General features: G+C 65.1%; 20 protein-coding genes. 10 read left to right on the plus strand and 10 right to left on the minus strand.

All coding sequences use genetic code 11. The features are described 5' to 3' along the window. Window positions 1-211 precede the first annotated feature (211 nt). Window positions 212-1,084, minus strand: a complete 873-nt coding sequence (locus R1L06_RS18310; protein ID WP_317218408.1) for a DMT family transporter — start codon at window positions 1,082-1,084, stop codon at window positions 212-214. A 115-nt stretch (window positions 1,085-1,199) separates the two neighbouring features. Here R1L06_RS18310 and R1L06_RS18315 point away from each other — a divergent pair, with 115 nt between their 5' ends. Both R1L06_RS18315 and R1L06_RS18320 read left to right on the plus strand, forming a co-directional pair. After that, on the plus strand, window positions 1,200-2,144 hold the full coding sequence (locus R1L06_RS18315; RefSeq protein WP_317218409.1) for a LysR substrate-binding domain-containing protein: 945 nt from the start codon (window positions 1,200-1,202) through the stop codon (window positions 2,142-2,144). A 68-nt stretch (window positions 2,145-2,212) separates the two neighbouring features. Beyond that, window positions 2,213-2,506 carry a hypothetical protein gene (locus tag R1L06_RS18320; protein ID WP_005415831.1) on the plus strand — a complete coding sequence of 98 codons (294 nt, stop codon included), beginning with the start codon at window positions 2,213-2,215 and terminating at the stop codon, window positions 2,504-2,506. A gap of 31 nt (window positions 2,507-2,537) precedes the next feature. Here R1L06_RS18320 and R1L06_RS18325 read toward each other — a convergent pair whose 3' ends face one another. Together R1L06_RS18325 and R1L06_RS18330 are read right to left on the minus strand one after the other, a co-directional pair. Then, on the minus strand, window positions 2,538-3,317 hold the full coding sequence (locus tag R1L06_RS18325) for a DUF4349 domain-containing protein (RefSeq protein WP_317218423.1): 780 nt from the start codon (window positions 3,315-3,317) through the stop codon (window positions 2,538-2,540). Window positions 3,318-3,349: 32 nt separating this feature from the next. Beyond that, the gene (locus tag R1L06_RS18330) at window positions 3,350-3,706 is read right to left on the minus strand and encodes a GFA family protein (protein ID WP_046983156.1); all 357 of its coding nucleotides are present in this window, start codon (window positions 3,704-3,706) and stop codon (window positions 3,350-3,352) included. Between the two features lie 112 nt (window positions 3,707-3,818). On the opposite strand from R1L06_RS18330, the gene R1L06_RS18335 reads away from it, so the two are divergent. Beyond that, window positions 3,819-5,627, plus strand: coding sequence for a DUF885 domain-containing protein (locus R1L06_RS18335; RefSeq protein WP_317218410.1), 1,809 nt, complete (start codon window positions 3,819-3,821; stop codon window positions 5,625-5,627). 142 nt (window positions 5,628-5,769) lie between these two features. On the opposite strand, the gene agp is transcribed toward R1L06_RS18335, so the two are convergent. Continuing rightward, on the minus strand, window positions 5,770-7,008 hold the full coding sequence (agp, locus tag R1L06_RS18340; protein ID WP_317218411.1) for a bifunctional glucose-1-phosphatase/inositol phosphatase: 1,239 nt from the start codon (window positions 7,006-7,008) through the stop codon (window positions 5,770-5,772). A 531-nt stretch (window positions 7,009-7,539) separates the two neighbouring features. Between agp and R1L06_RS18345 the strand changes: the two genes are divergently transcribed. From R1L06_RS18345 to R1L06_RS18360, 4 genes are all read left to right on the plus strand, one after another. After that, window positions 7,540-7,713 carry a hypothetical protein gene (locus tag R1L06_RS18345; RefSeq protein ID WP_317218412.1) on the plus strand — a complete coding sequence of 58 codons (174 nt, stop codon included), beginning with the start codon at window positions 7,540-7,542 and terminating at the stop codon, window positions 7,711-7,713. A gap of 66 nt (window positions 7,714-7,779) precedes the next feature. After that, a complete protein-coding gene (locus R1L06_RS18350) occupies window positions 7,780-8,502 on the plus strand; it encodes a hypothetical protein (protein ID WP_317218413.1) in 723 nt (240 codons plus the stop codon). Further along, entirely contained in the window at window positions 8,480-9,457 is a 978-nt protein-coding gene (locus R1L06_RS18355; protein WP_317218414.1) for an LpxL/LpxP family acyltransferase, read from the plus strand. The genes R1L06_RS18350 and R1L06_RS18355 overlap by 23 nt, the downstream gene beginning before the upstream one ends. After that, window positions 9,445-10,518 carry a TraB/GumN family protein gene (locus R1L06_RS18360; protein WP_317218415.1) on the plus strand — a complete coding sequence of 358 codons (1,074 nt, stop codon included), beginning with the start codon at window positions 9,445-9,447 and terminating at the stop codon, window positions 10,516-10,518. Before R1L06_RS18355 ends, R1L06_RS18360 begins: the two co-directional genes overlap by 13 nt. A gap of 58 nt (window positions 10,519-10,576) precedes the next feature. Here R1L06_RS18360 and smrA read toward each other — a convergent pair whose 3' ends face one another. Beyond that, complete coding sequence (gene smrA / locus R1L06_RS18365) at window positions 10,577-12,409, minus strand: multidrug efflux ABC transporter SmrA (RefSeq protein ID WP_317218416.1); 1,833 nt, start codon at window positions 12,407-12,409, stop codon at window positions 10,577-10,579. 199 nt (window positions 12,410-12,608) lie between these two features. After that, a complete protein-coding gene (locus R1L06_RS18370; RefSeq protein ID WP_317218417.1) occupies window positions 12,609-14,168 on the minus strand; it encodes a serine hydrolase in 1,560 nt (519 codons plus the stop codon). Window positions 14,169-14,278: 110 nt separating this feature from the next. On the opposite strand from R1L06_RS18370, the gene R1L06_RS18375 reads away from it, so the two are divergent. The 3 genes from R1L06_RS18375 to R1L06_RS18385 are packed head-to-tail and all read left to right on the plus strand — an operon-like array spanning window position 14,279 to window position 16,531. Further along, window positions 14,279-14,722, plus strand: coding sequence for a VOC family protein (locus R1L06_RS18375; RefSeq protein ID WP_317218418.1), 444 nt, complete (start codon window positions 14,279-14,281; stop codon window positions 14,720-14,722). Next, window positions 14,719-15,549 carry a DUF72 domain-containing protein gene (locus R1L06_RS18380; RefSeq protein ID WP_317218419.1) on the plus strand — a complete coding sequence of 277 codons (831 nt, stop codon included), beginning with the start codon at window positions 14,719-14,721 and terminating at the stop codon, window positions 15,547-15,549. Before R1L06_RS18375 ends, R1L06_RS18380 begins: the two co-directional genes overlap by 4 nt. Window positions 15,550-15,583: 34 nt before the next feature. Further along, window positions 15,584-16,531, plus strand: a complete 948-nt coding sequence (locus R1L06_RS18385; protein ID WP_049461762.1) for a DMT family transporter — start codon at window positions 15,584-15,586, stop codon at window positions 16,529-16,531. A 30-nt stretch (window positions 16,532-16,561) separates the two neighbouring features. Here R1L06_RS18385 and R1L06_RS18390 read toward each other — a convergent pair whose 3' ends face one another. The 4 genes from R1L06_RS18390 to R1L06_RS18405 form a co-directional block, all read right to left on the minus strand. Next, window positions 16,562-17,722 (minus strand): AAA family ATPase, encoded by a 1,161-nt coding sequence (locus R1L06_RS18390; protein WP_317218424.1) that lies wholly within the window; start codon window positions 17,720-17,722, stop codon window positions 16,562-16,564. A 117-nt stretch (window positions 17,723-17,839) separates the two neighbouring features. After that, window positions 17,840-18,910 (minus strand): sensor domain-containing diguanylate cyclase, encoded by a 1,071-nt coding sequence (locus R1L06_RS18395; RefSeq protein ID WP_125893804.1) that lies wholly within the window; start codon window positions 18,908-18,910, stop codon window positions 17,840-17,842. 144 nt (window positions 18,911-19,054) lie between these two features. After that, window positions 19,055-19,777 carry a pseudouridine synthase gene (locus R1L06_RS18400; RefSeq protein WP_032128352.1) on the minus strand — a complete coding sequence of 241 codons (723 nt, stop codon included), beginning with the start codon at window positions 19,775-19,777 and terminating at the stop codon, window positions 19,055-19,057. 34 nt (window positions 19,778-19,811) lie between these two features. Beyond that, entirely contained in the window at window positions 19,812-21,476 is a 1,665-nt protein-coding gene (locus R1L06_RS18405) for a sensor domain-containing diguanylate cyclase (protein WP_049399587.1), read from the minus strand. Window positions 21,477-21,510 lie beyond the last annotated feature (34 nt).

Here is a 21,510-nt window from a genome sequence, read left to right on the forward strand (position 1 = left end):
CGAGGGCGAAGAGGCGCGGGTGTCTGAGCGCAGCGAGTTCCCGCGCCGTCCCTCGACGGGCCGAGGAGCGCAGGGCACCGATGCGCAACGCGCATCGGCTCGTGACCGGCGGAACGTTTCTTTTGGTTACTTTTCTTTGCGTACAAAGAAAAGTAACGCCCATGAACGATGAAGCACCTTCAGCACGCGCCACGCGCAAAACGCCAACGCATCAGCCCTTCTGACTCACCGCCACACTCCCCAGAATCAACGCACCGGCAATCAACATCTGCACCGTGACCGCTTCACCCAGGAACAACCACGCGAACGCTGCGCCGAACAACGGCACCAGATAGGTCACCGTCGATGCACGCGACGGGCCGATACGGCCGATCAAACGATAGAACATCAGGAACGCCAGCCCGGTGCAGGCCACGCCAAGCGCGATCGCTGCGCCCCAGGCCTTGGCCGGAATCGCCGCCTGCGGCCAGTGGCTGACCGCCATCGGCAGCATCCACAGCGAGGCGCACGACAGCGTTGCCGCCGCCGCGGCCGCCGACGGCAGGCCGGTCATGTGCCGCTTCACCAGGTTCACGCCCAGGCCGTACAGCAACGAAGCCGCCGCACCGGCCAGCACCGCGGTGCCGATGCTCAGGCCGGAGACCTTGGCGGTGGCCAGCACCACCACGCCGGCGAAGCCGACCAGCAGCGCACCGGCACGGCGCATGCCGATCTTTTCACCGAAGAACAGGAAAGCGATCAGCGCGGCGAACAGCACCGTCATGGCATTGCAGATCGCACCGATCGCGGCCGGTGCCTGTTCGGCGGCATAGGCGAACAGCACGAACGGCAGTGCCGAGTTGATCAGGCCGATCGGTGCCAGCCACAGCCAGCGCCGCGGCGGGAACTGTGCGCGGGCGCGCCACAGGAACGGCAGCAGCACCAGCGCGCCCAGCACCAGCCGCACCTCGACCAGCGCGAACGGGCCGAACGACGGCACCGCCACCCGCATGAACAGGAACGAGCAGCCCCAGATGGCGCCCAGCAGGGTCAATTCCAGCGGCGTGCGCCAGTCGCGCTCGGCCGCCTGTGGGACCGCATTCATGCCCTGCCTCCGTCCATCGTCTGTTCCTCGCCAAGGCAGATAGGATCGAGCGCAGACGCCCGCCGCACAAGCGCGTAGTATCGCTGCCAGCCACAAATATGGTTTGAGGCTCGACATGCAGCTACGCCCTTCCCTGCTCCCCGCACTGGCCGTGTTCGCGGTCGCCGCGCGCCACCAGAACTTCGCCCAGGCCGCGCAGGAGCTGCACCTGACCGCCAGCGCGGTCAGCCACCACGTGCGCCGGCTGGAGGAGGTGCTGGAAACCCGGCTGTTCCTGCGCCACGCCCGCGGCGTGCGCCTGACTGCCGAGGGCCGGCAGCTGGCCGACGCCGCCAGCGCCGCCTTCTCCGATGTCGCGGCCGTCGCCCATCACCTGCAGCCGGATGCCGACAGCGTGCCGCTGCGGATCACCACGCTGCGCTCGCTGTCCTACTGCTGGCTGCTGCCACGGCTGCCACGCTTCACCCAGGCCTATCCGCACATCCGCATCGAACTGCACACGGGCAGCGGGCTGGATCGCTACGACGACAACGGCCCGGAAGTCGGCATCCGCTATGGCCTGGGCCAGTGGCCGGGCCTGCGTGCACAGCACCTGATGGATGACTACCTGTTCCCGGTCGCCTCACCGGCGCTGGCCGGGGTCGAAACGCTGGTCGATCCGGCGCGCATCGCCGACCTGCCGCTGCTGACCGATCTGTCGCCGCAGGGCTGGCGCGACTGGTTCCGCCACGCGGGTGTGCGTCCACCGTCGCCGCTGCCGCCGATGCATACCTTCGCCGACAGCACCGATGCGATGCGTGCCGCGGTGTACGGCATGGGCGCGGTGCTGGCACGTACCCATATCGCGCAGCCCTACCTGCAGCGCTACGAGGTGGTACGCCTGCCTGGCCCGGCGCTGAAGGCGCGCTACGCGTATCACGTGGTGCATGCCGAAGGGCAACCGCCGAGCCACGCCGCGCGCCTGTTCATCGACTGGTTGCTGGAGCAGGCACAGGACGAACGCACGCCGATTCCCGCGTTGCCGGAAAGCCTGCTCGGGCGCCCGGCCACACGCACCTGACTGCGCCCTCACCCGTTCTTTGCTTCACGCTGGCTAGGCTGCAGGCAACCCCACACCGTATCGACGCCATGGCCATGCTGCGACTGCGCATCACCGGAACCGAAGACGACGCCCGTGCCATCAGCGACCTGCTGCTCGGCCTGGACGGCATCGAACATGTCGAGGAAACCGACGACCTGATGCCGCACATGGACGACGACGATTCCAGTTCGGCCGGGCTGTCCGATGACATCGGCCCGGGCATCCACGAACTGGAGGTGGAAGTCGGCAATGAAAGCACCGCGCAGAAGGTGCGCGATGCCGTGCAGGAACTGGCACTGGAGCTGGACGTGTTCGTCGAGTACGAGACCGACGAGGGCTGATGCCGGCGGGTTGCCGGCATCAACCTTCACCTCAGAGGCTGGGCGGCGGCCTGCGGCGGCGGCGACGCCACCACGCCCGCACACCCCAGGCCGCTATCAGGGCCAGCACCGCCACCGGCAGCAGCGCGGCCGCGGCGCGGATCAGGAACGCAATACTGGTGCTGAGGATGCTGCCCGATTCACTCAGCGCTTCGCCGATCTCGCTGCGGCTGCGCTGGCCCGAGGTGGTATCGAAGTGCATCGTGACCAGCTGGGTATCGATGCGCCGGCGTTGCTGCGCCGAATCCTTGTTGGCCTGTTCGACGCCCGCTTCGATCTCCGACAGGCGCGTGGTGATCGCCATCAGGTCTTCGATCTTCAGGTCCTTGCGGTCCTGATAGGACAGCAGCCGCGCATGTTCCTTCTCCAGCCGCGCCTTGGTCAGTGCGGTGTCTGCTACCTCCTGCGCCAGGTCCTCGGCGCGCGTATTGCGCGACTGCAGCGTGCCCCCCTCACCGGCCAGAGCGATCAACGGCTCGGTGCCCTTTGGCGCAATGCGCACCTTGACCTCGCCACTGGGCTGCTCGCCACTGCGCTGGTCGACCTGCAGCACCGCGCAATCACCGAACTTCGCACTCTGGCAGGCCTGCGCCACCTGCTGGATACGCACAGCGATCTGCGCCGCTTCCAGCTGGATCTGCACGTCATGCTCGTAGGCCAGGAACGCACCTTCCGGCGAAGCGACAGCAGCATCGGCAGCGGCCGCACCCGCCTCCTGCGCCCTCTCGCCGTTCTTGGCACAGGCCGCCAGCGCCAGCAGCAGCACCGGCATTGCCACCACACGCGTCCACGCGCGCAGCGGCGTCACAGTGCCGCTCCGTCGTAGGACATCACCGCCAGCGTGGCCAGGTCCACCTGCGGTACGCAGCGCACGTTCACCGCCACCATCGGCGTACCGGTGCGCGGGTCCACCGCTTCGCTGTAGGGGGCAACGCCGCACTCGCGGCAGTGGTGATGATCGATGTGGGCTTTGTTGAAGTGGTAGGTGGCCACGTCCGCGGGATTGGTGCTCAGCTGGAACGCCTCGCGCGGGGCAAACCACAGCAGGCTGCCGCGGCGACGGCACATCGAGCAGTTGCAGTCGATGACGTCGCTGATCGGCGCCTCGGCCTGTACGGTGAATGCGATCCTGCCGCAATGGCAGCTTCCCTGGTATTCCATGTCCTGCGCTCCGCTGGAGGGTCCTTGTCAGTGCCCATGGTAATCCTATGGCACGGGGACAAAGCAGCCCCGGGGCCCTATGCTCGGGGTTTGACCCTGTACAGGAACGCCGATGCGCCCGCATCTTCTTGCCCTCGCCCTGGTCGCCGCCCTGGCCGGTTGCCAGCCGGCCGACGCCCCGACCAACGCTTCCACCCCGGCCGCCAGCCAGCAGGCCGGCGACGCGGCGGTCGATGCCGCCTTCGCCGATCTTTCCAAGCGCGCCCTGGACACCTGGATGCAGCTGTCGCCGGTCAGCGCCACCCAGATCGGTGACCACCGCTACGACAGCGAACTGGATGACCTCAGTGCCGCCGGCCAGCAGAAGACCCTGGCCGCCTACAAGGCGCTTCTGGGCGAGCTGGACAAGATCGAGGTGGCCAAGCTGGGCCGCGAAAACCAGGTGGACGCGGCGATCCTGCGCAACCAGCTGCAGTCGGAAATCTGGAACGCCGAAGTGCTGCAGTCCGGCAAGTGGGACCCGCAGCTGTACAACGGCATCGCTGGCAGCGCGATCTACGGCCTGATGGCGCGCGAGTTCGCACCGCTGCCCGAGCGCCTGAAGTCGGCCACCGCGCGCATGGAGAAGCTGCCGGCGATCTTCGCCCAGGCCCGCGAGAACCTGGATCCGGCCCGCGTGCCGAAGATCCATGCCGAGACGGTGGCCAAGCAGAACAAGGGCATCCTCAGCATCGTCGATACCTTCATCACCCCGCACATCGGTGAACTGCCGCAGGCCGACCAGCAGCGCCTGCAGGCCGCCATCGATGGCCTGAAGAAGGCCGTGGACGAACAGCAGACCTGGCTGGACAAGACCCTGGTGCCGAACGCCAAGGGCGACTTCCGCATCGGTGCGGAAAAGTACGACCAGAAGCTGAAATTCGCGCTGAACTCGTCGCTGTCTCGCCAGGAGATCGGCGAGCGTGCACGCGCCGAACTCAAGCGCGTGCGCGAAGACATGTACGGCATCGCGCAGACCGTGCTGAAGGACAAGCCGGGCGCACCGGAGATGCCGGCACAGCCGACCGACGAGCAGCAGCAGAAGGCGATCGAGGCCGCGCTGGAGCTGGCCTACGCCGACAAGCCGGCACGCGACAAGGTCGTCGACGATGCCAAGGCCGCACTGGAGCAGTCCACCGCATTCGTGCGCGAGCACGATCTGATGACCCTGCCCGACGCGCCGGTGGACATCATCCTGATGCCGGAATTCCAGCGTGGCGTGGCCGTGGCCTACTGCGATTCGCCGGGCCCGCTGGACAAGAACCTGAAGACCTTCTACGCCGTGTCGCCGATTCCGGACGACTGGAACGACAAGCAGGTCGACTCGTTCCTGCGTGAGTACAACTCGCGCATGATCCACCTGCTGAGCATCCACGAAGGTACTCCGGGCCACTACCTGGAAGGTTGGCATTCGGCCAAGTTCCCCTCCACCCTGCGTGCGGTGCTGCGTTCGGGCCTGTTCGCCGAAGGCTGGGCGGTCTACACCGAGCGCATGATGCAGGAGCAGGGTTACCTCAACAACGACCCGCTGTTCCACCTGGTGCAGCTGAAGTTCTACCTGCGCACGATCTCCAACGCGATCCTCGACCAGGGCGTACACGTGGACAACTGGGATCGCGAGAAGGCGATGCACCTGATGACCCACGATGCCTTCCAGCAGGAAAGCGAAGCCTCGGGCAAGTGGGTGCGCGCGCAGCTGACCTCGGCACAGCTGCCGACCTACTTCGTCGGTGCGCAGGAACACTTCGACACCCGCAAGGCGATGCAGGACAAGCTGGGCGACAAGTTCAACCTCAAGGCCTATCACGACCAGATGCTGTCCTACGGCGCGCCGCCGGTGCGTTTCGCACGCCAGCTGATGCTGGACCAGCCGATCGAGTGATCGCGCAGGTGTGAGTTGGAAACGGAACGGCCCGGGGAAACCCGGGCCGTTTTCTGTTCGGCGTCCCGGGATGGACCCATCCACGCATGGCGTGGATCTACAACCCGCCTGCCAGTAGATCCACGCCATGCGTGGATGGCATTCAATTCACCGCGCGATGCAGTACGCGCTCGAACTGCACGTCACTGCATCCATTCTGCCCACACCCGGGAAGCGCGAGCTCCACCCGACCGGGTGGCTGTACATCGCTCAACGGCAGCGCATCTCGCAGTTGCGCGGTGGTCGGGTAGACGTAGGCCAGGCGGAAACGCACTTCGCCGGCCCCACGATCACGCCAGCGTTCAAACTGCAGCAGGCCGCCGATCGGCGTCTTCTCATACTGGCCCGGCAACGTGTAGTCCGTGATTCCCAGCGCCGCCAGCACGGAACCGATGTTGGAATCGTGGCCGACCAGCAGGCTCACCTTCGGTGACGCCGGATCTTCGAACAGCCCGTTTATTCTTGCCAAAAGCGGCGCAGCCACGTCACGCGCCACCTCGGGTGTTCCGAACAGGATGTCCTGGTAGCGGTTGCGGACCTGCGCCAGCGCCTGCCATTGGTCCTCCGTGTTCAATCGGCCCCAGCCTTCGCCGGGAATGCCACTTACCTGGTAGTGCTCCATCAACAAGGCATCGACCAACCCGCTGGCCAGGGCCAGCGAACCGGAAGTACGAGGTTCTTTGCCCGGCTCTGCGCTGAAAATGGAATCGGCCGGCGTCAGGTGGCATTCGCTGCGGCCTGCGCACGCAGCCGACTGCGGGTAGCGGGTGATCGCCTCCACCGCCGCCAACGCCGGTGCCAGATCCGATGCGGCCTGCGCCTGTTGCATCGCCGACAACGCGCGTTCGCGGAAGGCCGCATCACCGTTGTGGATCACCGGATTGAACAACGGATCCATCGTGCCCAGCGGCATGCGCTGTTCCACCGTCACGTGGCAGCCCGGGAACGCACCGGCAACGAAAAACTGCGCGGTGGCCTGGGTGCGCTGCAGGCTGTTGGCGTGCGCGTGGAAGTCGCTCGGCTGCGGGCAGCCCGTTGCCGGCAGCAACTTTGCCTGCCGCAGCCACTGGCCGATGTAACGGCCCATGTAGACCTCCAGCACGCCGCCCTTGGTGGTCAGCTCGCCCGGTGCCACCTCCCAGCGCGGCCAGGTCTCGGGTGTCGCGTTGGCGAGCGCGCCGGAGGCCACCACCGGCGCGCGCAGGTTGTGGCGGCTGAGCAGGACGACCTGCTCCAGCGTGTCTTCACGTATGCCATTCGCCTCTCCAGTATGTGCCGCAGCTGGTGCCACGGCGGCGAGGCTGATCACCATCGATAGGCAACCAAAGATGCGGTAGTACATGGCAGTCCTAAAGAAAGATCGAATCTGCATCTCCGACCACCGGGGTGTAGAGAGTCTCGTCACTCATGGCAGATGATCCATGCCCGGTACGGCACCACCGAAACGATCAACAGCCCGGGCTCAAGGCGACGAAACGGGGATGGCAGCATCCGTGAATCCACGTCTTCGTCAACTGAAGCGCAGTCGTCCTGTCGTGGTGAGCCCGGTGTACACCTCTCTTCGACGGAGCTCCTAGAGTGCCGCCCCTACCTCGGTGGGACTGCGAGCACCGAACTTGCCCGAGCCTTCGACAGAGTTCTTCTGTGCATATCTAGTCCCGACTTCAGGCGGAACTTCTTGCACTGATCGAACCAGGAAACAGCGCGCAGCGCGGCTTGGTCGACGCAGAATCTGATAGGAAAAATCAAGGAAAAATCCTACGCAACGCATCTGCGATCACTGACAGAAAGACTCCGTACATACGGCGCATTCTTGATGCCGACCAGGAAATTTCGTCCGGTCATCAACTCATTCCTACAAAGGAGCTACGCCATGCACGCATCCACCGTCCTTTCAGATCCGAAAGCCATTGCCGCCTGGATGAAATCCTCCAGCGCAAATGCAACCGCCCTGGATACTGTCTTTGAAGCCGAGTCCGATGCCATCAAAGTTGCCGCATTCAGCAGTGACTGCTGTGGCTCGAACAACTACGAAGATCCCCGGTAACAGAGGGGGAATGGCACACGGTTCGCCCGTGTGCCACCACTGCCATTAAGCGAGATTAGGATAGTGATGAGCATCAGCCATGATGGCCTGAGCGAAACCGAACGTAATCCGGAACATCCCTGCATGCATATTGATGGAATTTTTCCTTATCCAACGAGAATTTCATCATCCACTGCAATCATTCTCGCGACGACTCGATCCAACATCAATCGCGCTATCGAACTCTCCACTCGGGGCATGGTCACCTCAATAATTGGCAAAGACCCCGCGTACTCGGAAGCCCCGTCCGACGCATTTCAAAAGCTCGATGACAGCCCAGGAACCCATGCCGTCATTGTATTCAGTGATCAACTCACATCCAGCCTTGACGCCCCTGTGCTTACATCACAGCGCGGCCAGCAGCGATTTCTGTCGCTGGCAGAGAGCATCCTCAACAGCACCTACGGATTTCGCCTCGTGGTAAGCACATACGAAGGCATGTTCATGCTACCCCCATGCTCTCCTCTTGTTTCCGTGCTGCGCATCATCTCGAACCATTTAGATTCCAACGCCATGTTGGGAGGAGACTGGCTCGTGCAAGAGCTCCAGACAGAGAGACATCCCAGTAGGCGACTAATCGAAAACAGAGTCCGTCAGCGCGCCTTTCATTCAGCCCTTATGCATATGTACTGGACGCATCCAGATTTCAATCCCGAGCGGTTTGATCGGATTCATGGGCAACTCAAGAGCCTCTACCGAGCGTCTCAGCCAGTAAAGGAATTCGAGGATGTACGACACGAAAGCATGTGAGGGTCACCGGTCTGCCCAGGAAGCCACCTTTCGGCATAGAATCCAGACAGAGCAGCAGCTTGGATTGGTTCTTTCTGATGGGGAGAGGTCCGCCATCCGATCCGCATGTGAAGTCAGCGGACTCGGATTGGACTCCTATTACCGGTGGTACCAGTCAAAGGCCTCCATCAGATCCCAGCTGGCGCACCTTGACCGCGCGTCACTCCTGGAGGCAGTCCACGGCATCGACCGTTCCGACTACTCCTCAATCGATGAAAAGCTCCCGAAGGGCAGAGGAGCCGTGATCGCACTACCGCATCACGGTCATTACATCCTGTCTGCAGTCCGCCTGATGGAGCACATCCGCCACCTGCGTGACATCTACATCTTATATGGCGACCCAAAGAACCATGCAGGAAACGACTTGTTCGATGACCTGTACCGGAGACTGTTCGCACATGCTGGATGCCGCGCGGGCATTATTCACTCGAATGCAGGCGGGATAGCCACAGCGCTTCGAGCACTGAAGAAGGGAGCAGTAGTCATCATGATGCCCGACGTCCACCGCATTCGTGAGGAAACCTATTGCATCCCGTTTATCGGCCGCCCATTGGACATCATGTTGGGGACTGCAGCAATGGCGCGGGGAACCGGAAGCTGCATCCTGCCGATCGTCTCCGTCGTCGATCGTGAACTTCGAGGCTGTGCTTCCATTGGTGATCCCATCGAGCCGACTCAGACGCGAACATCGCTCCCATCGGAAGCAGCTGATTACTGGACCACGGCGCAGTTCTACCGCTTTCTTGAAAGTTCAATGCGACCTCAGATCATCTACTGGCAGTACATCCGGCAACATTTCATGAAGAATTCCAGGTTCCCAACGTTCCACCCCAACACAATCGATGACGCTTGGAACATGTTCTTCAAGGACCCGCGAACCCGGCCAGACACCAGGTACACGGCATGCTTGGACTGAACATGGAAGGATCTAAATTCGCGCCCGCGACGTTGGCGGCCCTTCTTCTCATTCCAGCCTCGTCCTCCAATGCATACGCCAACGGTGAAGGAGAACCAAGCACGACCAGCCTGCCAGCGGTCCACGCCATCCATTCAACTCCCGGCCCGCGCATCTGGCAGTTCAAAAAAGGTTCTTCAACCCTGCTGGTGCTGGGCACAATTCAGCCTCTGAGGGAGAGCCTACCCATCGACACTCGTGGCATTGAAGCAGCGATCTCGACATCCGAGGCTATTCTTAGCTCACCGGGTGTAACCATGGAGCACGATGGTGGTCTTCTTCGCAGCCTCATGCTGTGGCCCTCCATTCGCAAGCTCAAGTTCCTCGCAGATGGTAGAACGCTTCGTGACGAGCTCACAGTAAACGAGTACATGAAGTGGAGTGAACTCAAGCATCTCTATGGCATGCGCGACGCGAGCATTGAGAGGATGCGCCCAATGTACGCTGCCTGGAAAGTTCACGACGCGGCATTGAAGCTCAGCGGAACTCGAACCGGCCGCTCACTTTCCCAATCCATTGAACGTATGGCCCGCAAGCACCGGATTCCCATCGTCAACGCCCGATTTGCAATGCCAGTGAAGGCTGATAGAAAAACGATCCAAAGCTTTCATATTGACTCCGCAAACGACCATAAGTGCTTCGCGGAAGCCACTTCAAGCCTGCAGCCCTGGCTCGACGAGGTTGACGAACTTGGTCGATCCTGGGCAGAGGGAGACATTGAATCGGGAGCGCTCCTGCAGGCTCCTCCATCACCGTCTCGATGCTGGGTCCGCCTGACCAACGACGCGATCGGCAACACGATGAACCTCAATCTTGATGTCGCGAGCCGAATGCACTGGGTCACAGTGCTCCACTCCACGACTTCCCGCTACAACAGAGTATTCACCTCTCTGCCACTTCAGGATCTTCTACATTCAAAAGGCATGGCTGCGGTACTCTTGGAAGAGGGATACATCCCTGATGCTGAAGTATTCTTTGGTGATCAGCCACAGTCCCCAGACCACGCAACGAGCCGAAACTGACAGTCCCCCATAGCAACGGCAATGCAGTGGGGTGCCTCCAGGTTCCCATGCTACGCCATCATTGATCCGCCGCCACAAACCCTCCGGTCTGCCGCGCCCACAAGCGCGCATACAGGCCACCAGCCGCAATCAGCTCGGCATGGGTGCCGGTCTCGACGATGCGACCCTGGTCCATCACCACCAACCGGTCCATGCGCGCGATGGTCGACAGGCGGTGCGCGATTGCGATCACCGTCTTGTTGCCCATCAACTGGTCCAGGCTGTCCTGGATCGCTGCTTCCACTTCCGAGTCCAGTGCCGAGGTCGCCTCATCCAGCACCAGGATCGGTGCGTCCTTCAGCAGCACGCGGGCGATCGCGATGCGCTGGCGCTGGCCACCGGACAGCTTCACGCCACGCTCGCCCACGTGCGCGTCGTAGCCACGCCGGCCCTGCCCGTCCACCAGCGTATCGATGAAGGCTGCGGCGCGCGCCTTGGCCACCGCGCCATGCAACTGCTCGTCAGTGGCATCGGGGCGGCCATACAGCAGGTTGTCGCGGATCGAGCGATGCAACAGCGAGGTGTCCTGGGTGACCACGCCGATCTGCTGGCGCAGGCTTTCCTGCGTGACGTAGGCAATGTCCTGATCGTCGATCAGGATGCGGCCGCTTTCCAGGTCGTACAGGCGCAGCAGCACGTTGACCAGGGTCGACTTGCCGGCACCGGAAGGGCCGACCAGGCCGATCTTCTCGCCCGGCTTCACCACCAGGTCCAGTCCGGCAATCACGCCGCCCTTCTTGCCGTAGTGGAAGTGGATGTCCTGGAAGTGCACGCCACCACGGGTCACCTGCAGCGGCACCGCATCCTCGCGGTCCTGCACGGTCAGCGGCTGGGCGATGGTGGTGATGCCATCCTGCACTGTGCCGATGTCCTCGAAGATGCCATTGATGGTCCACATGATCCAGCCGGACATGTTGTGGATGCGGATCACCAGGCCGGTCGCCAACGTGATCGCGCCAACGGTGATGTGGCCGCCGTTCCACAACCACAGCGCCAGGCCGCAGGTACCGGCGATCAGAAAACCGTTGACGATGGCGATGGCCAGGTCCATGCCGGTAGTGACCCGGGTCTGCGCGCGGTGCTTCACCGCCAGTTCCTGGATCGACTCGGCCACATAGGCCTGCTCGCGTCCGCCATGGGCGAACAGCTTCAACGTGGGAATGTTGGTGTAGCCATCAACGATGCGGCCCATCGCCTTGGAACGCGCTTCGGAGGCGATCCATGCGCGTTCCTTCGCGCGCGGAACGAAGTAGGCCAGGATCACTGCATAGGCCAGCAGCCACAGGATCAACGGCACCATCAGCCGCCAGTCGGCCTGCGCGAACAGGTACAGCGCGGTGCCGGTGTAGACCACGATGTACCAGAGCGAGTCGACCATCTGCACTGCCGATTCGCGCAGCGAGGTACCGGTCTGCATCACCCGGTTGGCCACGCTGCCGGCGAAGTCGTTCTGGAAGAAGTTCAGGCTCTGCCGCACCACGTAGTTGTGCATCAGCCAGCGCGAGCGGTTGCTCAGGCCGGGCACGATGGCCTGGTTGACCAGCAGGTTGTGCAGGCCGACCAGGATCGGCCGCGCGATGACCGTGATGAACAGCATCCAGCCCAGCTCATTGGCATGGCGCTTGAAGAAATCGCCCCCCGGCTGCTCGGCGACCATGTCGACGATGCGGCCCAGGTAATCGAACATTGCCACTTCCACCAGCGCCAGCAGCAGGCCGGCGATCAGGGTGGCCAGCAGCACCGGCCACACCGGGCGCAGGTAGTGCAGGTAGAACGGCAGCACCTTGCGCGGCGGCATGCGCCCGTCCACGGGCGGAAACACCGGGATCAGGGATTCAAACCAACGGAACATCGCATTCCCTCGCCATCAATAGCCGGCGGAGTATCCCACGCCGGGTGTGTACGCCAGCCGATGATCGCCGCGGTTCCGGTAGTGCCGGCCGCTGGCCGGCCCCCTCGCGACGCTTCCGGGGAGCATGAGGTTGCCGGCCAGCGGCCGGCACTACCGATGGGATTCGTCAAACGGCAGCGCCGGGCCACGCCCGGCGACGTCATTTCACCGGGGTGAACAGCAGGTCCTGGAAATCGAAGCTGAAATCGGTCAGGTCGGAGATCGACTGCATGCGCACCTCGCGCACCTTGCCGTCCGGATCCAGGCTGAAGTTCACGAACGCATCGGCGTTGAGCGAACGGTCGTCCCAGCGCACGATGAAGGTGTCGTGCTGCCAATGCTCCAGCCGGCCGCTCAGCTGCGTGGTCTTCATGAAACGCAGGCGCAGCCCCTTGCCCTCGGCGCTGACCTGCATGTCGCCGTACCAGCGGTCGCGGAAGGTGCCGCTGTAGCCAGCCAGTGCCAGCGACGGCTTGCTGCCCTTGTCGCGCGCCGCCTGGTGCTTGGCCCAGGCCTCGTCGGCCTTGTCCTGGCCCTTGGCCACGGCCTTGGCATAGGCATCCACCCAGTCGTGCTTCTCGCCGCCCAGATAGGCATCAAGCACGCTCAGGGTGATCGCGTTGAACGCTGCGCCCACTTCCTGGTTGGTCAGCACCACCACGCCCAGCTTCTCGCCCGGCACCAGGGTCAAACGCGAGACCATGCCCGGCCAGCCACCGGTATGCCAGACCAGTTTCTGGCCGCGGTAGTCGCTCAGGCTCCAGCCTTCGCCGTAGCCGGCAAAGTTGGCGCGCGCCGGTGCCAGCTCGGGCACGCTCGGCGCCGGAATCGACTGCGGCGTGATCATCCGCCACATCTGCTGCTGGCTCTTGTCGCTGAACAGCGCGGTGCCATCGGCCAGCTTGCCTTCGTCCAGCTGCACCTGCATCCAGCGCGCCATGTCGTGCGCACTGGAATAGATGCCACCGGCACCGGCATTGTTCGACCAGGTCAGCGGTGCAACGGTACGCAGGTCCTTGAAATCGTACTTGGCGTGGCCGACCGCGGCCTTGTCGCCCGGCTTCAGGTGATCGGCGTTGTAGCGTGTGCCGGCCATGCCCACCTTGTCGAAGATGCGGGTCTGCAGGAACTGCTGGTAGCTCATGCCGGAGACATGCTCGATCACCTGCTGGGCAACCGCGTACAGGATGTTGTCGTACGCATAGCTCTCGCGGAAACCGCCCTTCAGCGGCACCTTGCCCAGCCGCTCCACCACTTCGGCATTGCTGTAGGAGGTGGTCGGCCAGAACAGCAGGTCACCGGCGCCCAAGCTCAGCCCGCTGCGGTGCGACAGCAGATCGCGGATCGTCATCTGCCCGGTCACGAACGGATCGGACATGCGGAACGACGGCAGGTGGTCGATCACCTTGTCGTCCATCTTCAGTTTGCCGTCCTCGGCCAGCAGGTTCAGTGAGGTGGCGGTGAACGCCTTGGTGTTGGAAGCAATGGCGAACAGCGTATCGGCCTGCACCGGTTCCGGCTTGCCCTGCTCGCGCACGCCCCAGCCGCGTTCCAGCACCACCTCCCCATCCTTGACCACCGCCACGGCAATGCCGGGCACGTCGAACTGCGCGCGCACGCGCTCGACGGTCGCATCCAGGTCCTGCAGCTGCGCGGGGGTGGCAGCACTCGCCATGGTCGTGCACGCCAGCAGCACGGCTCCTCCAATCCAGGGTTTCATCCAGCACGATCTCCGAACAGGGGTGGCGGCCATGTGCAGGCCGTCACCGGGGTTTCGCGCGATGGTAACGGTCTGCGGCGCACCCTGCCCTGTGCCATAGGAGGGGTGTCATGGGCGGGAACGGCCAACCGAGCAACGGCTCCACCATCATTCCATGCCTGCGCTATCGCGACGCGCAGGCCGCCATCGAGTGGTTGCAACGCGCCTTCGGTTTTCACGTCCAAGCGGTGTATGCCGACGGCGATACGGTGTTCCATGCGCAGCTCACCTATGGCAACGGCATGATCATGCTCGGCTCGAGCAGCAGTAGCGGCGAATGGTCCAAGCTGGCGGTGATGCCGGACGAGGTCGGCGGCCGCCAGACGCAGAGCGCCTGCGTGATCGTTGCCGATGCCGATGCGCACTATGCACGGGCCAGGGCCGCCGGTGCCCGCATTGTCATCGACATCGCCGACCAGGACTATGGCGGACGCGGTTACGCCTGCGCCGACCCGGAAGGCTATCTGTGGTGGTTCGGCAGCTACGACCCGTGGCGCGCGGACCACGGCCAGTGACCGCGACCGCCCGTCCGGCGGAGATCCGCTGCGGCATTGGTGGCTGGGTGTTTCCCGAATGGCGTGGCGGCATGTTCTATCCGCCAGGCCTGCCGCAGCGCGAAGAGCTGGCCCATGCCAGCCGGGCCCTGCGCTGCATCGAAATCAACGGCACGTTCTACCGCACGCCGACTGCGGCCCAGTGCGCACAATGGGCCGCACAGACACCCGACGGTTTTCGATTTTCGATGAAGGCGCCACGCTACCTGGTACAGCGCCGTGACCTGTCCAGCACCGTGGAGGCCGCCGCACCGTTCCTTGAGGCGGCGTTGGCACTCGGTGACCGGCTCGGCCCGTTGCTGTGGCAGTTCGATCCGCGCCATCCGGCCGATGCCGATGCGTTGGGTGCCCTGATGGCGCAGCTGCCGAGGCAATTGGAAGGGGTGACGCTGCAGCATGCGCTGGAGGTCCGCAACGCCGAGGCACATGGCCCGGCACTGGTTGCTGCCGCCCGTCGACACGGCGTGGCGCTGGTGATCGAGGACAGCGACGAGGCGCCACTACACGGCGATGTCAGTGCCGGCTTCGTCTACGCCAGGATCAAGCGCAGCCAGGCCCGCTTGAACGAGGGTCTGCCGGCACCCGTGCAGCAGCGCTGGGCCGAACGCGCGCTCCACTGGTCACGCGGCGAACCGGTGGACGACCTGCCCTGCCTGGCCGCGCCGGCACCGTCAGAGCCGCGCGAGGTCTACCTGCTGTGCATTGGTGCGGGCAAGGCACGCAACCCGGCGGCGGCGATGGCCCTGCAGCGGCGGGTAGATGGGGCCAGCAATTCCTCACGCGGATAGCGCTGCGGTCATCGCCTTGCCTCACAATAGGCGGATGAGCACACCCGACACCCGCAAAGCGCTGTGGCAGATCCACTTCTGTGTCCTGCTGTGGGGCGTCACCGCCATCCTCGGCAAGTTGATCACCCTGCCGGCGCTGCCGCTGGTGTGGTGGCGCATGCTGCTGGTGACGGCAATGTTGGCGCTGCTGCCGCGGGTCTGGCGCGGATTGCGCACCCTGCCACTGCGCCTGGTGGCGGGCTACGCCGGCATCGGCGCGCTGGTCGCCCTGCACTGGCTGACGTTCTACGGCGCGGTGAAGCTGGCCAACGCCTCGGTGGCCGCCACCTGCATCGCGCTGGCGCCGGTATTCACCTCGATCATCGAACCGTGGGTAGCCAAGCGACCGTTCCAGCTGCGTGAACTCGCCTTCGGCCTGGCCGTGCTGCCGGGTGTTGCACTGGTGGTCGGTGGCGTGCCCGATGGCATGCGCCTGGGTGTACTGATCGGCGCGATATCGGCGCTGCTGGTGGCGGTGTTCGGCTCGCTCAACAAGCGCATGGTCAGCCACGCCGATCCGCTTACGGTCACCGCACTGGAGCTGGGCGCCGGCACCCTCACCCTGACCCTGCTGGCGCCACTGATGCCCTACCTGCTGCCGGCGCTGGCCAGCCCGCTATGGGTGGTTCCGGACCTGCACGACGGCATCCTGCTGCTGGTACTGGCCGGGTTCTGCACGCTGCTGCCGTTCGCCCTGGCCCTGGTCGCGCTACGCCACCTGAGCGCCTACACGGTGCAGCTGGTGACCAACCTGGAACCGGTCTACGCGGTGGTGCTGGCAGTGGTGCTGCTGCGCGAGCAGCACGAGGTCACGCCGTGGTTCTACCTGGGCGTGGCGATCATCGTCGGCGCGGTGTTCCTGCATCCGTTGTTGAACCGCCGCAAGCCGGTGCAGCACCCGGAGATTCTCGGTACGTCGGAAGCACGCAACATCGCCGATTGAGCGTATCCGCGCAGGGTGCGAATCGCCTTGTCAGCGCTGTGGCCAGTGCCATGCCGGGGCATCCAGCAAGCCCTGCCCGCTCAACAGCGTGCGCCCCTGTTCCTTGTGCAGATGCAGCGAATGACAGCCGGGCGCCTGCTCCAGTGCTGCGATCAGTCGGCTGGCGTGTGAGACCACCCACACCTGGCTGCGCGCACTGGCCGCGATGATCAGCCGCGCCAGCGCCGGCAGCAGGTCAGGATGCAGGCTGGTCTCCGGTTCGTTGAGCACCAGCAGCGGCGGCGGGCGCGGCGTGTGCAGTGCCGCGGCCAGCAGCAGGAAGCGCAGCGTGCCGTCGGACAGCTCGGCCATCGACAACGGCCGCAGCAGCCCCGGCTGGTGGAAGCGCAGGGCGAGTCGACCGTCCAGTTCCTCGAACCCCACCGTGGCGCCCGGGAACGCATCCTCCACGCTGCGCGCCAGTCCGCCCGGATCACCGATCTCGAGGATGGTCACCCAGGCCGCCGCCAGATCGCGACCGTCGTGATGCAGCACCGGCGTGCGCGTGGCCATCGCCGGTTGCCGTGCCGGGGCATCGGCGTCGCTGCGGAAATGGTCGTAGAAGCGCCAGCGACGGATGTACTCGCGCAGGGCGATGGTTTCCGGCATGCGCTGCGGATCGCCAACCTGGGTGAACAGACTGTCGAACAGCGACAACCGGTCATCGACCAGATCCCAGCCGCGCGCATGGCGTTGCCGCACCATTGCCCCACGTCGGTCGACCAGCAGGTTGGCGCTGCGCAGGAACGGTCCGGCCCAGATCGCCTCGGCCTTGATCTGCGGGTCCAGTGCGAAGGCCGAACGGCTGGGCGGTGGGTAGCCCAGGTCGATGGCATAGCCGAACTCGTCGGTGGTGAAGCCCAGCTTCAATCCCACCGATTCCTGACGTGGGCCGCCCTGCAAGGGGATTTCGCCGGCAGCAACCCGACGGTCCATTTTTTCCGGCCCCGCCCACAGCGCCGAACCGAGCCCACCTTCGCGGGCCAGAACCGCCGCGACGCCGCCCTGCGCGGTCTCCGCCAGCAGGCGCAGCGCGCGGTACAGGCTGGACTTGCCACTGCCATTGTCGCCGGTCACCACATTCAACTGCTGCAGCGGCAGTACCAGCCCGTGCAGCGAGCGATAGTGGGCGATGGCCAGGGTCTGCAGCATGGTCGGCGTCCGTGGGAACAGGGACGGCATGGTGCAGCACGTGGATCGCAGGGAATGCGACGCGCACGGTGTTCGAGTGGTTTTTCATCCACGCGTGGCGTGGATCTACCTGGGGCTTCAGCCCGCCCGTTCCACCCGGTTGCGACCATTGCCCTTGGCCCGGTACAGCGCCTTGTCGGCGCGCGCCAGCATGTCATCCACGCTTTCACCTGGCTGGTGCTGGGCAACACCGATGCTGATCGTGACCGGGAATCCAAGCGGCAGGTCAGCCACGGCCAGGCGCAGGAACTCGCATTGCAGTTCGGCCGTGTGCAGGTCGGTGCCCGGCATTACCGCCACGAACTCCTCGCCGCCGTAGCGCGCAGCCATGCCGCGGCCGGCGAAGTGCGAGCGCAGCAGCACGCCCAGCTCGGCCAGCACCCGGTCGCCTGTAGCGTGGCCCTGGAAATCATTGATGTGCTTGAAATGATCGATGTCGAGCAACGCAACGCAGGCGACGCCCGGTTGCCCATCGATCTCCACCACCGCCTCTTCCAGTGCCGCCGCCATTGCGCGGCGGTTGGGCAGGCCGGTCAGCGCATCGGTGCGGCTCTGCTCGGCCAGGTCGGCATTCTGCGCCAGCAGCACGTCCTGGTACTCCGCCAACAGGCGCTCGTAGTCATCGCGTTCCAGCATGTGCTTCTGGATGTCGAGCGCGAAACGGCGCAGCTCCATCACCAGCATCACCTGCCGTGACAGCGCGGCCAGTGCCTCGGCCTTGTCGCTGGGCAGGTGCTGCGGATGTGCATCGAACACGCACAACGTGCCCAGTGGCAGGCCATCGGAACTGATCAGTGGCGCACCGGCGTAGAAGCGGATGTGCGGGTCGCCGGTCACCACCGGGTTGTCATGGAAGCGGATGTCCTGCAACGCGTCCTCGACCACCATGATTTCCTGCGGCTGCAGGATGGCGTGGCCACACATCGATTCGCTGCGCAGGTTTTCCGCCGCGTCGATGCCCTGGATCGACTTGAACCACTGCCGTTCGACGTCGATCAGGGTCACCGCCGCCATCGAGGTACCGCAGACTGCCTTGGCGATCGCGACCAGGTCGTCGAATGACTTCTCGCGCTGCGAATCCAGGATCCGGTAGCGGTACAGCGCCTCGAGCCGAAGGGCTTCGTTGGCAGGCTTGTCGGGCTTGATCATGCAGCGTCACGTTCCGGCAGGTCACTGCGGAGTCTAGCTGATGCCGGTGCGCAATCCGCACAACGGGGAGTGCCGGCCGCTGGCCGGCATCCCGCGCTCATTCGATGCCTGGTGCAGCCGGCCAGCGGCCGGCACTACCGCGCGTTACCAGTCCAGCTGCTTCGGCAGCAGGCCCTGAAGCTCCTGCTCGGTCAGGTTGCGCCACTGGCCCGGCTTCAGCGCACCGATCTTGATGTTGTCGATGCGCACGCGGCGCAGCTGGGTCACGCGATAGCCGAACTCGGCGGCCATCAGGCGGATCTGCCGGTTCAGTCCCTGCTGCAGGGTGATGCGGAATCCGAACTTGGCGATGCGCGAGGTTTTGCACGGCAGCGTCATCTGGTCGTGGATGCGCACGCCGCGCGCCATGCCACGCAGGAACTCGTCGGTGACCGGCTTGTTCACCGCCACCAGGTACTCCTTCTGGTGGCCGTTCTCGGCACGCAGGATCTGGTTGACGATGTCGCCGTTGCTGGTCATAAGGATCAGGCCTTCGGACTCCTTGTCCAGGCGGCCGACCGGGAAGATGCGCTGTTCGTGGCCGACGAAGTCGACGATGTTGCCCTTGACCGAGGTTTCGGTGGTGCAGGTGACGCCCACCGGCTTGTTCAGCGCGATGTAGACGTGGCGGCGGGCGCCGGGCTTGCGTGCCACGCGCGCGCGCAGCGGCTGGCCGTCGACCAGCACCTGGTCTTCCTCGCCCACCACCGCACCGGTGCCGGCCGCGTGGCCGTTGACGGTGACGCGGCGGGCGGCGATCAGGCGATCGGCCTCGCGGCGGGAGCAGAAGCCGGTGTCGGCGATATGTTTGTTGAGTCGGGTGGTCATCGGTCCATTATCCGGCATCGCCGCCCGCTGCGCTTCATGCCGGGGCCGGCGGATCGAGCTCTTCGCCGTCGAACACCCGGTTGCGACCCGCCCGCTTGGCCACGTACATGGCATGGTCGGCCCGCCGCAGCAGCGCGGCCAGATCATCCTCACCCGGCCGCCACTGCGCCAGTCCGATGCTGGCGGTCACTTCCAGGCCCGGCACCTGCAGGGCCTGGCCGGCTTCGGTGATGCGCTGGCGCAGGCGGTCCAGGCGCGCCGACGCCGCCTCGCGCGGCATGCCCGGCATCAGCAGCAGGAACTCCTCGCCGCCCATCCGCACCACTTCGTCCTGGCTGCGGACTGCCGTGCGCAGGGCACGCGCCACCGCCACCAGCACCTGGTCGCCCACCGCGTGGCCATGGCGGTCGTTGATGTCCTTGAACAGGTCGATGTCGAGGAAGCCGATCACCAGCGGGCCGCGCTCACGGTCGACCTGTGCCAGGTGACGGGCCAGCTGCTGCAGGCCGGCCCGGCGGTTGGGCAGCCCGGTCAGGCCATCGGTTTCGGCCAGCTGGCGCAGTTCATCGCGCTGCTGGCGCAGCCGGCCCAACCGCTGGTTCATGGCATAGGCGGCCATCATCAGCAGCCAGGTCACCGACAGCTGCAGTGCTTCCACCCGGTACTCCAGCAGCCACCCCGCACTGCTGGCATCGGCTGCGATCATCACCAGCAGTGGCACCAGCGCCGCCAGGCCCGCCAACGCCCAGCAGTCACCGCGCAACCAGGCACGCATGCCAGCGGCCAGTGACAACAGGCAACCGAGGATGAAGGTCAGCTGCAGGCTCTGCGCGACCAGCGCCAGGGTGTCCCAGCGCAGCCACGGCACCAGCGCGGCCAGTCCCATCAGGCCCCACAGCACAGCCTGCTGTGCCGGCCGCGAGCGTGGCAGCAAGCGGTCCCCGCCGTTGAGGCGCCACAGAGCGGGCAGTACCAGCGCCTGGGTCGCGGCGGTCAGCGCCAGCAGCCACCATGCGCCGCGCTCGCCCACCGGCAGCCACGGTTCGGGGTAGCCGCTCAAGCCGCCAAGAACCGCCTGCCACACCACCACCACGATCGTCGCGCCGATGTAGACCAGGAAGCTGCGGTCACGGGTGGTCAGGTAGGCCATCAATGCCGACAGCGCCAGCGCGATCGCCACCGCGATGCAGGCCGCGCGCACCAGCAGGCGGGCGGTATCGTTCTGCTGGACCGGACTGGGCGCCCCCAGCCGCAAGGTTGGCACCCAGCGCGCTTTCAGCGGCGCCTGCCACGACACCAGGAACGGCTCATGGCTGCCTGCCGCTGGCACCGCCACCAGGCCGATGCCGGCGCGGAAGCGCGAATCACGGGTGCGCGCATCGTGCATGTTGCCGCAGATCTCGCGGTCACCATGCTGTACGCGGACTTCGCCAGCGAACACGTTGAACACATCCAGCGCCTGGGGTTGCCCCGACCAGCCCCCGGGCGGCGCCGGTACCTCTACCTGCTCGCGCGGCCCGGCCAGCATCGCGGGCGTACAGCCACGATGGGGTGTCGGTTCGTCCGTCGGTGCGCCAACCAGCAGGAAATCCCGGCCGGCCTCGGCCAGGCGCGCGTGCACCAGACCGGGAAGCAACACTCCCATCAGCAGGACGACCAGCAGCGCCCCTGTTTCGTACCGCCACTGCCTGACGCCCACGCCACATCCTGTTCCTGCTTACGTCCGCGCCCAC

Source organism: Stenotrophomonas mexicanensis, from assembly GCF_032911605.1.
GTDB lineage: Bacteria > Pseudomonadota > Gammaproteobacteria > Xanthomonadales > Xanthomonadaceae > Stenotrophomonas > Stenotrophomonas maltophilia_A.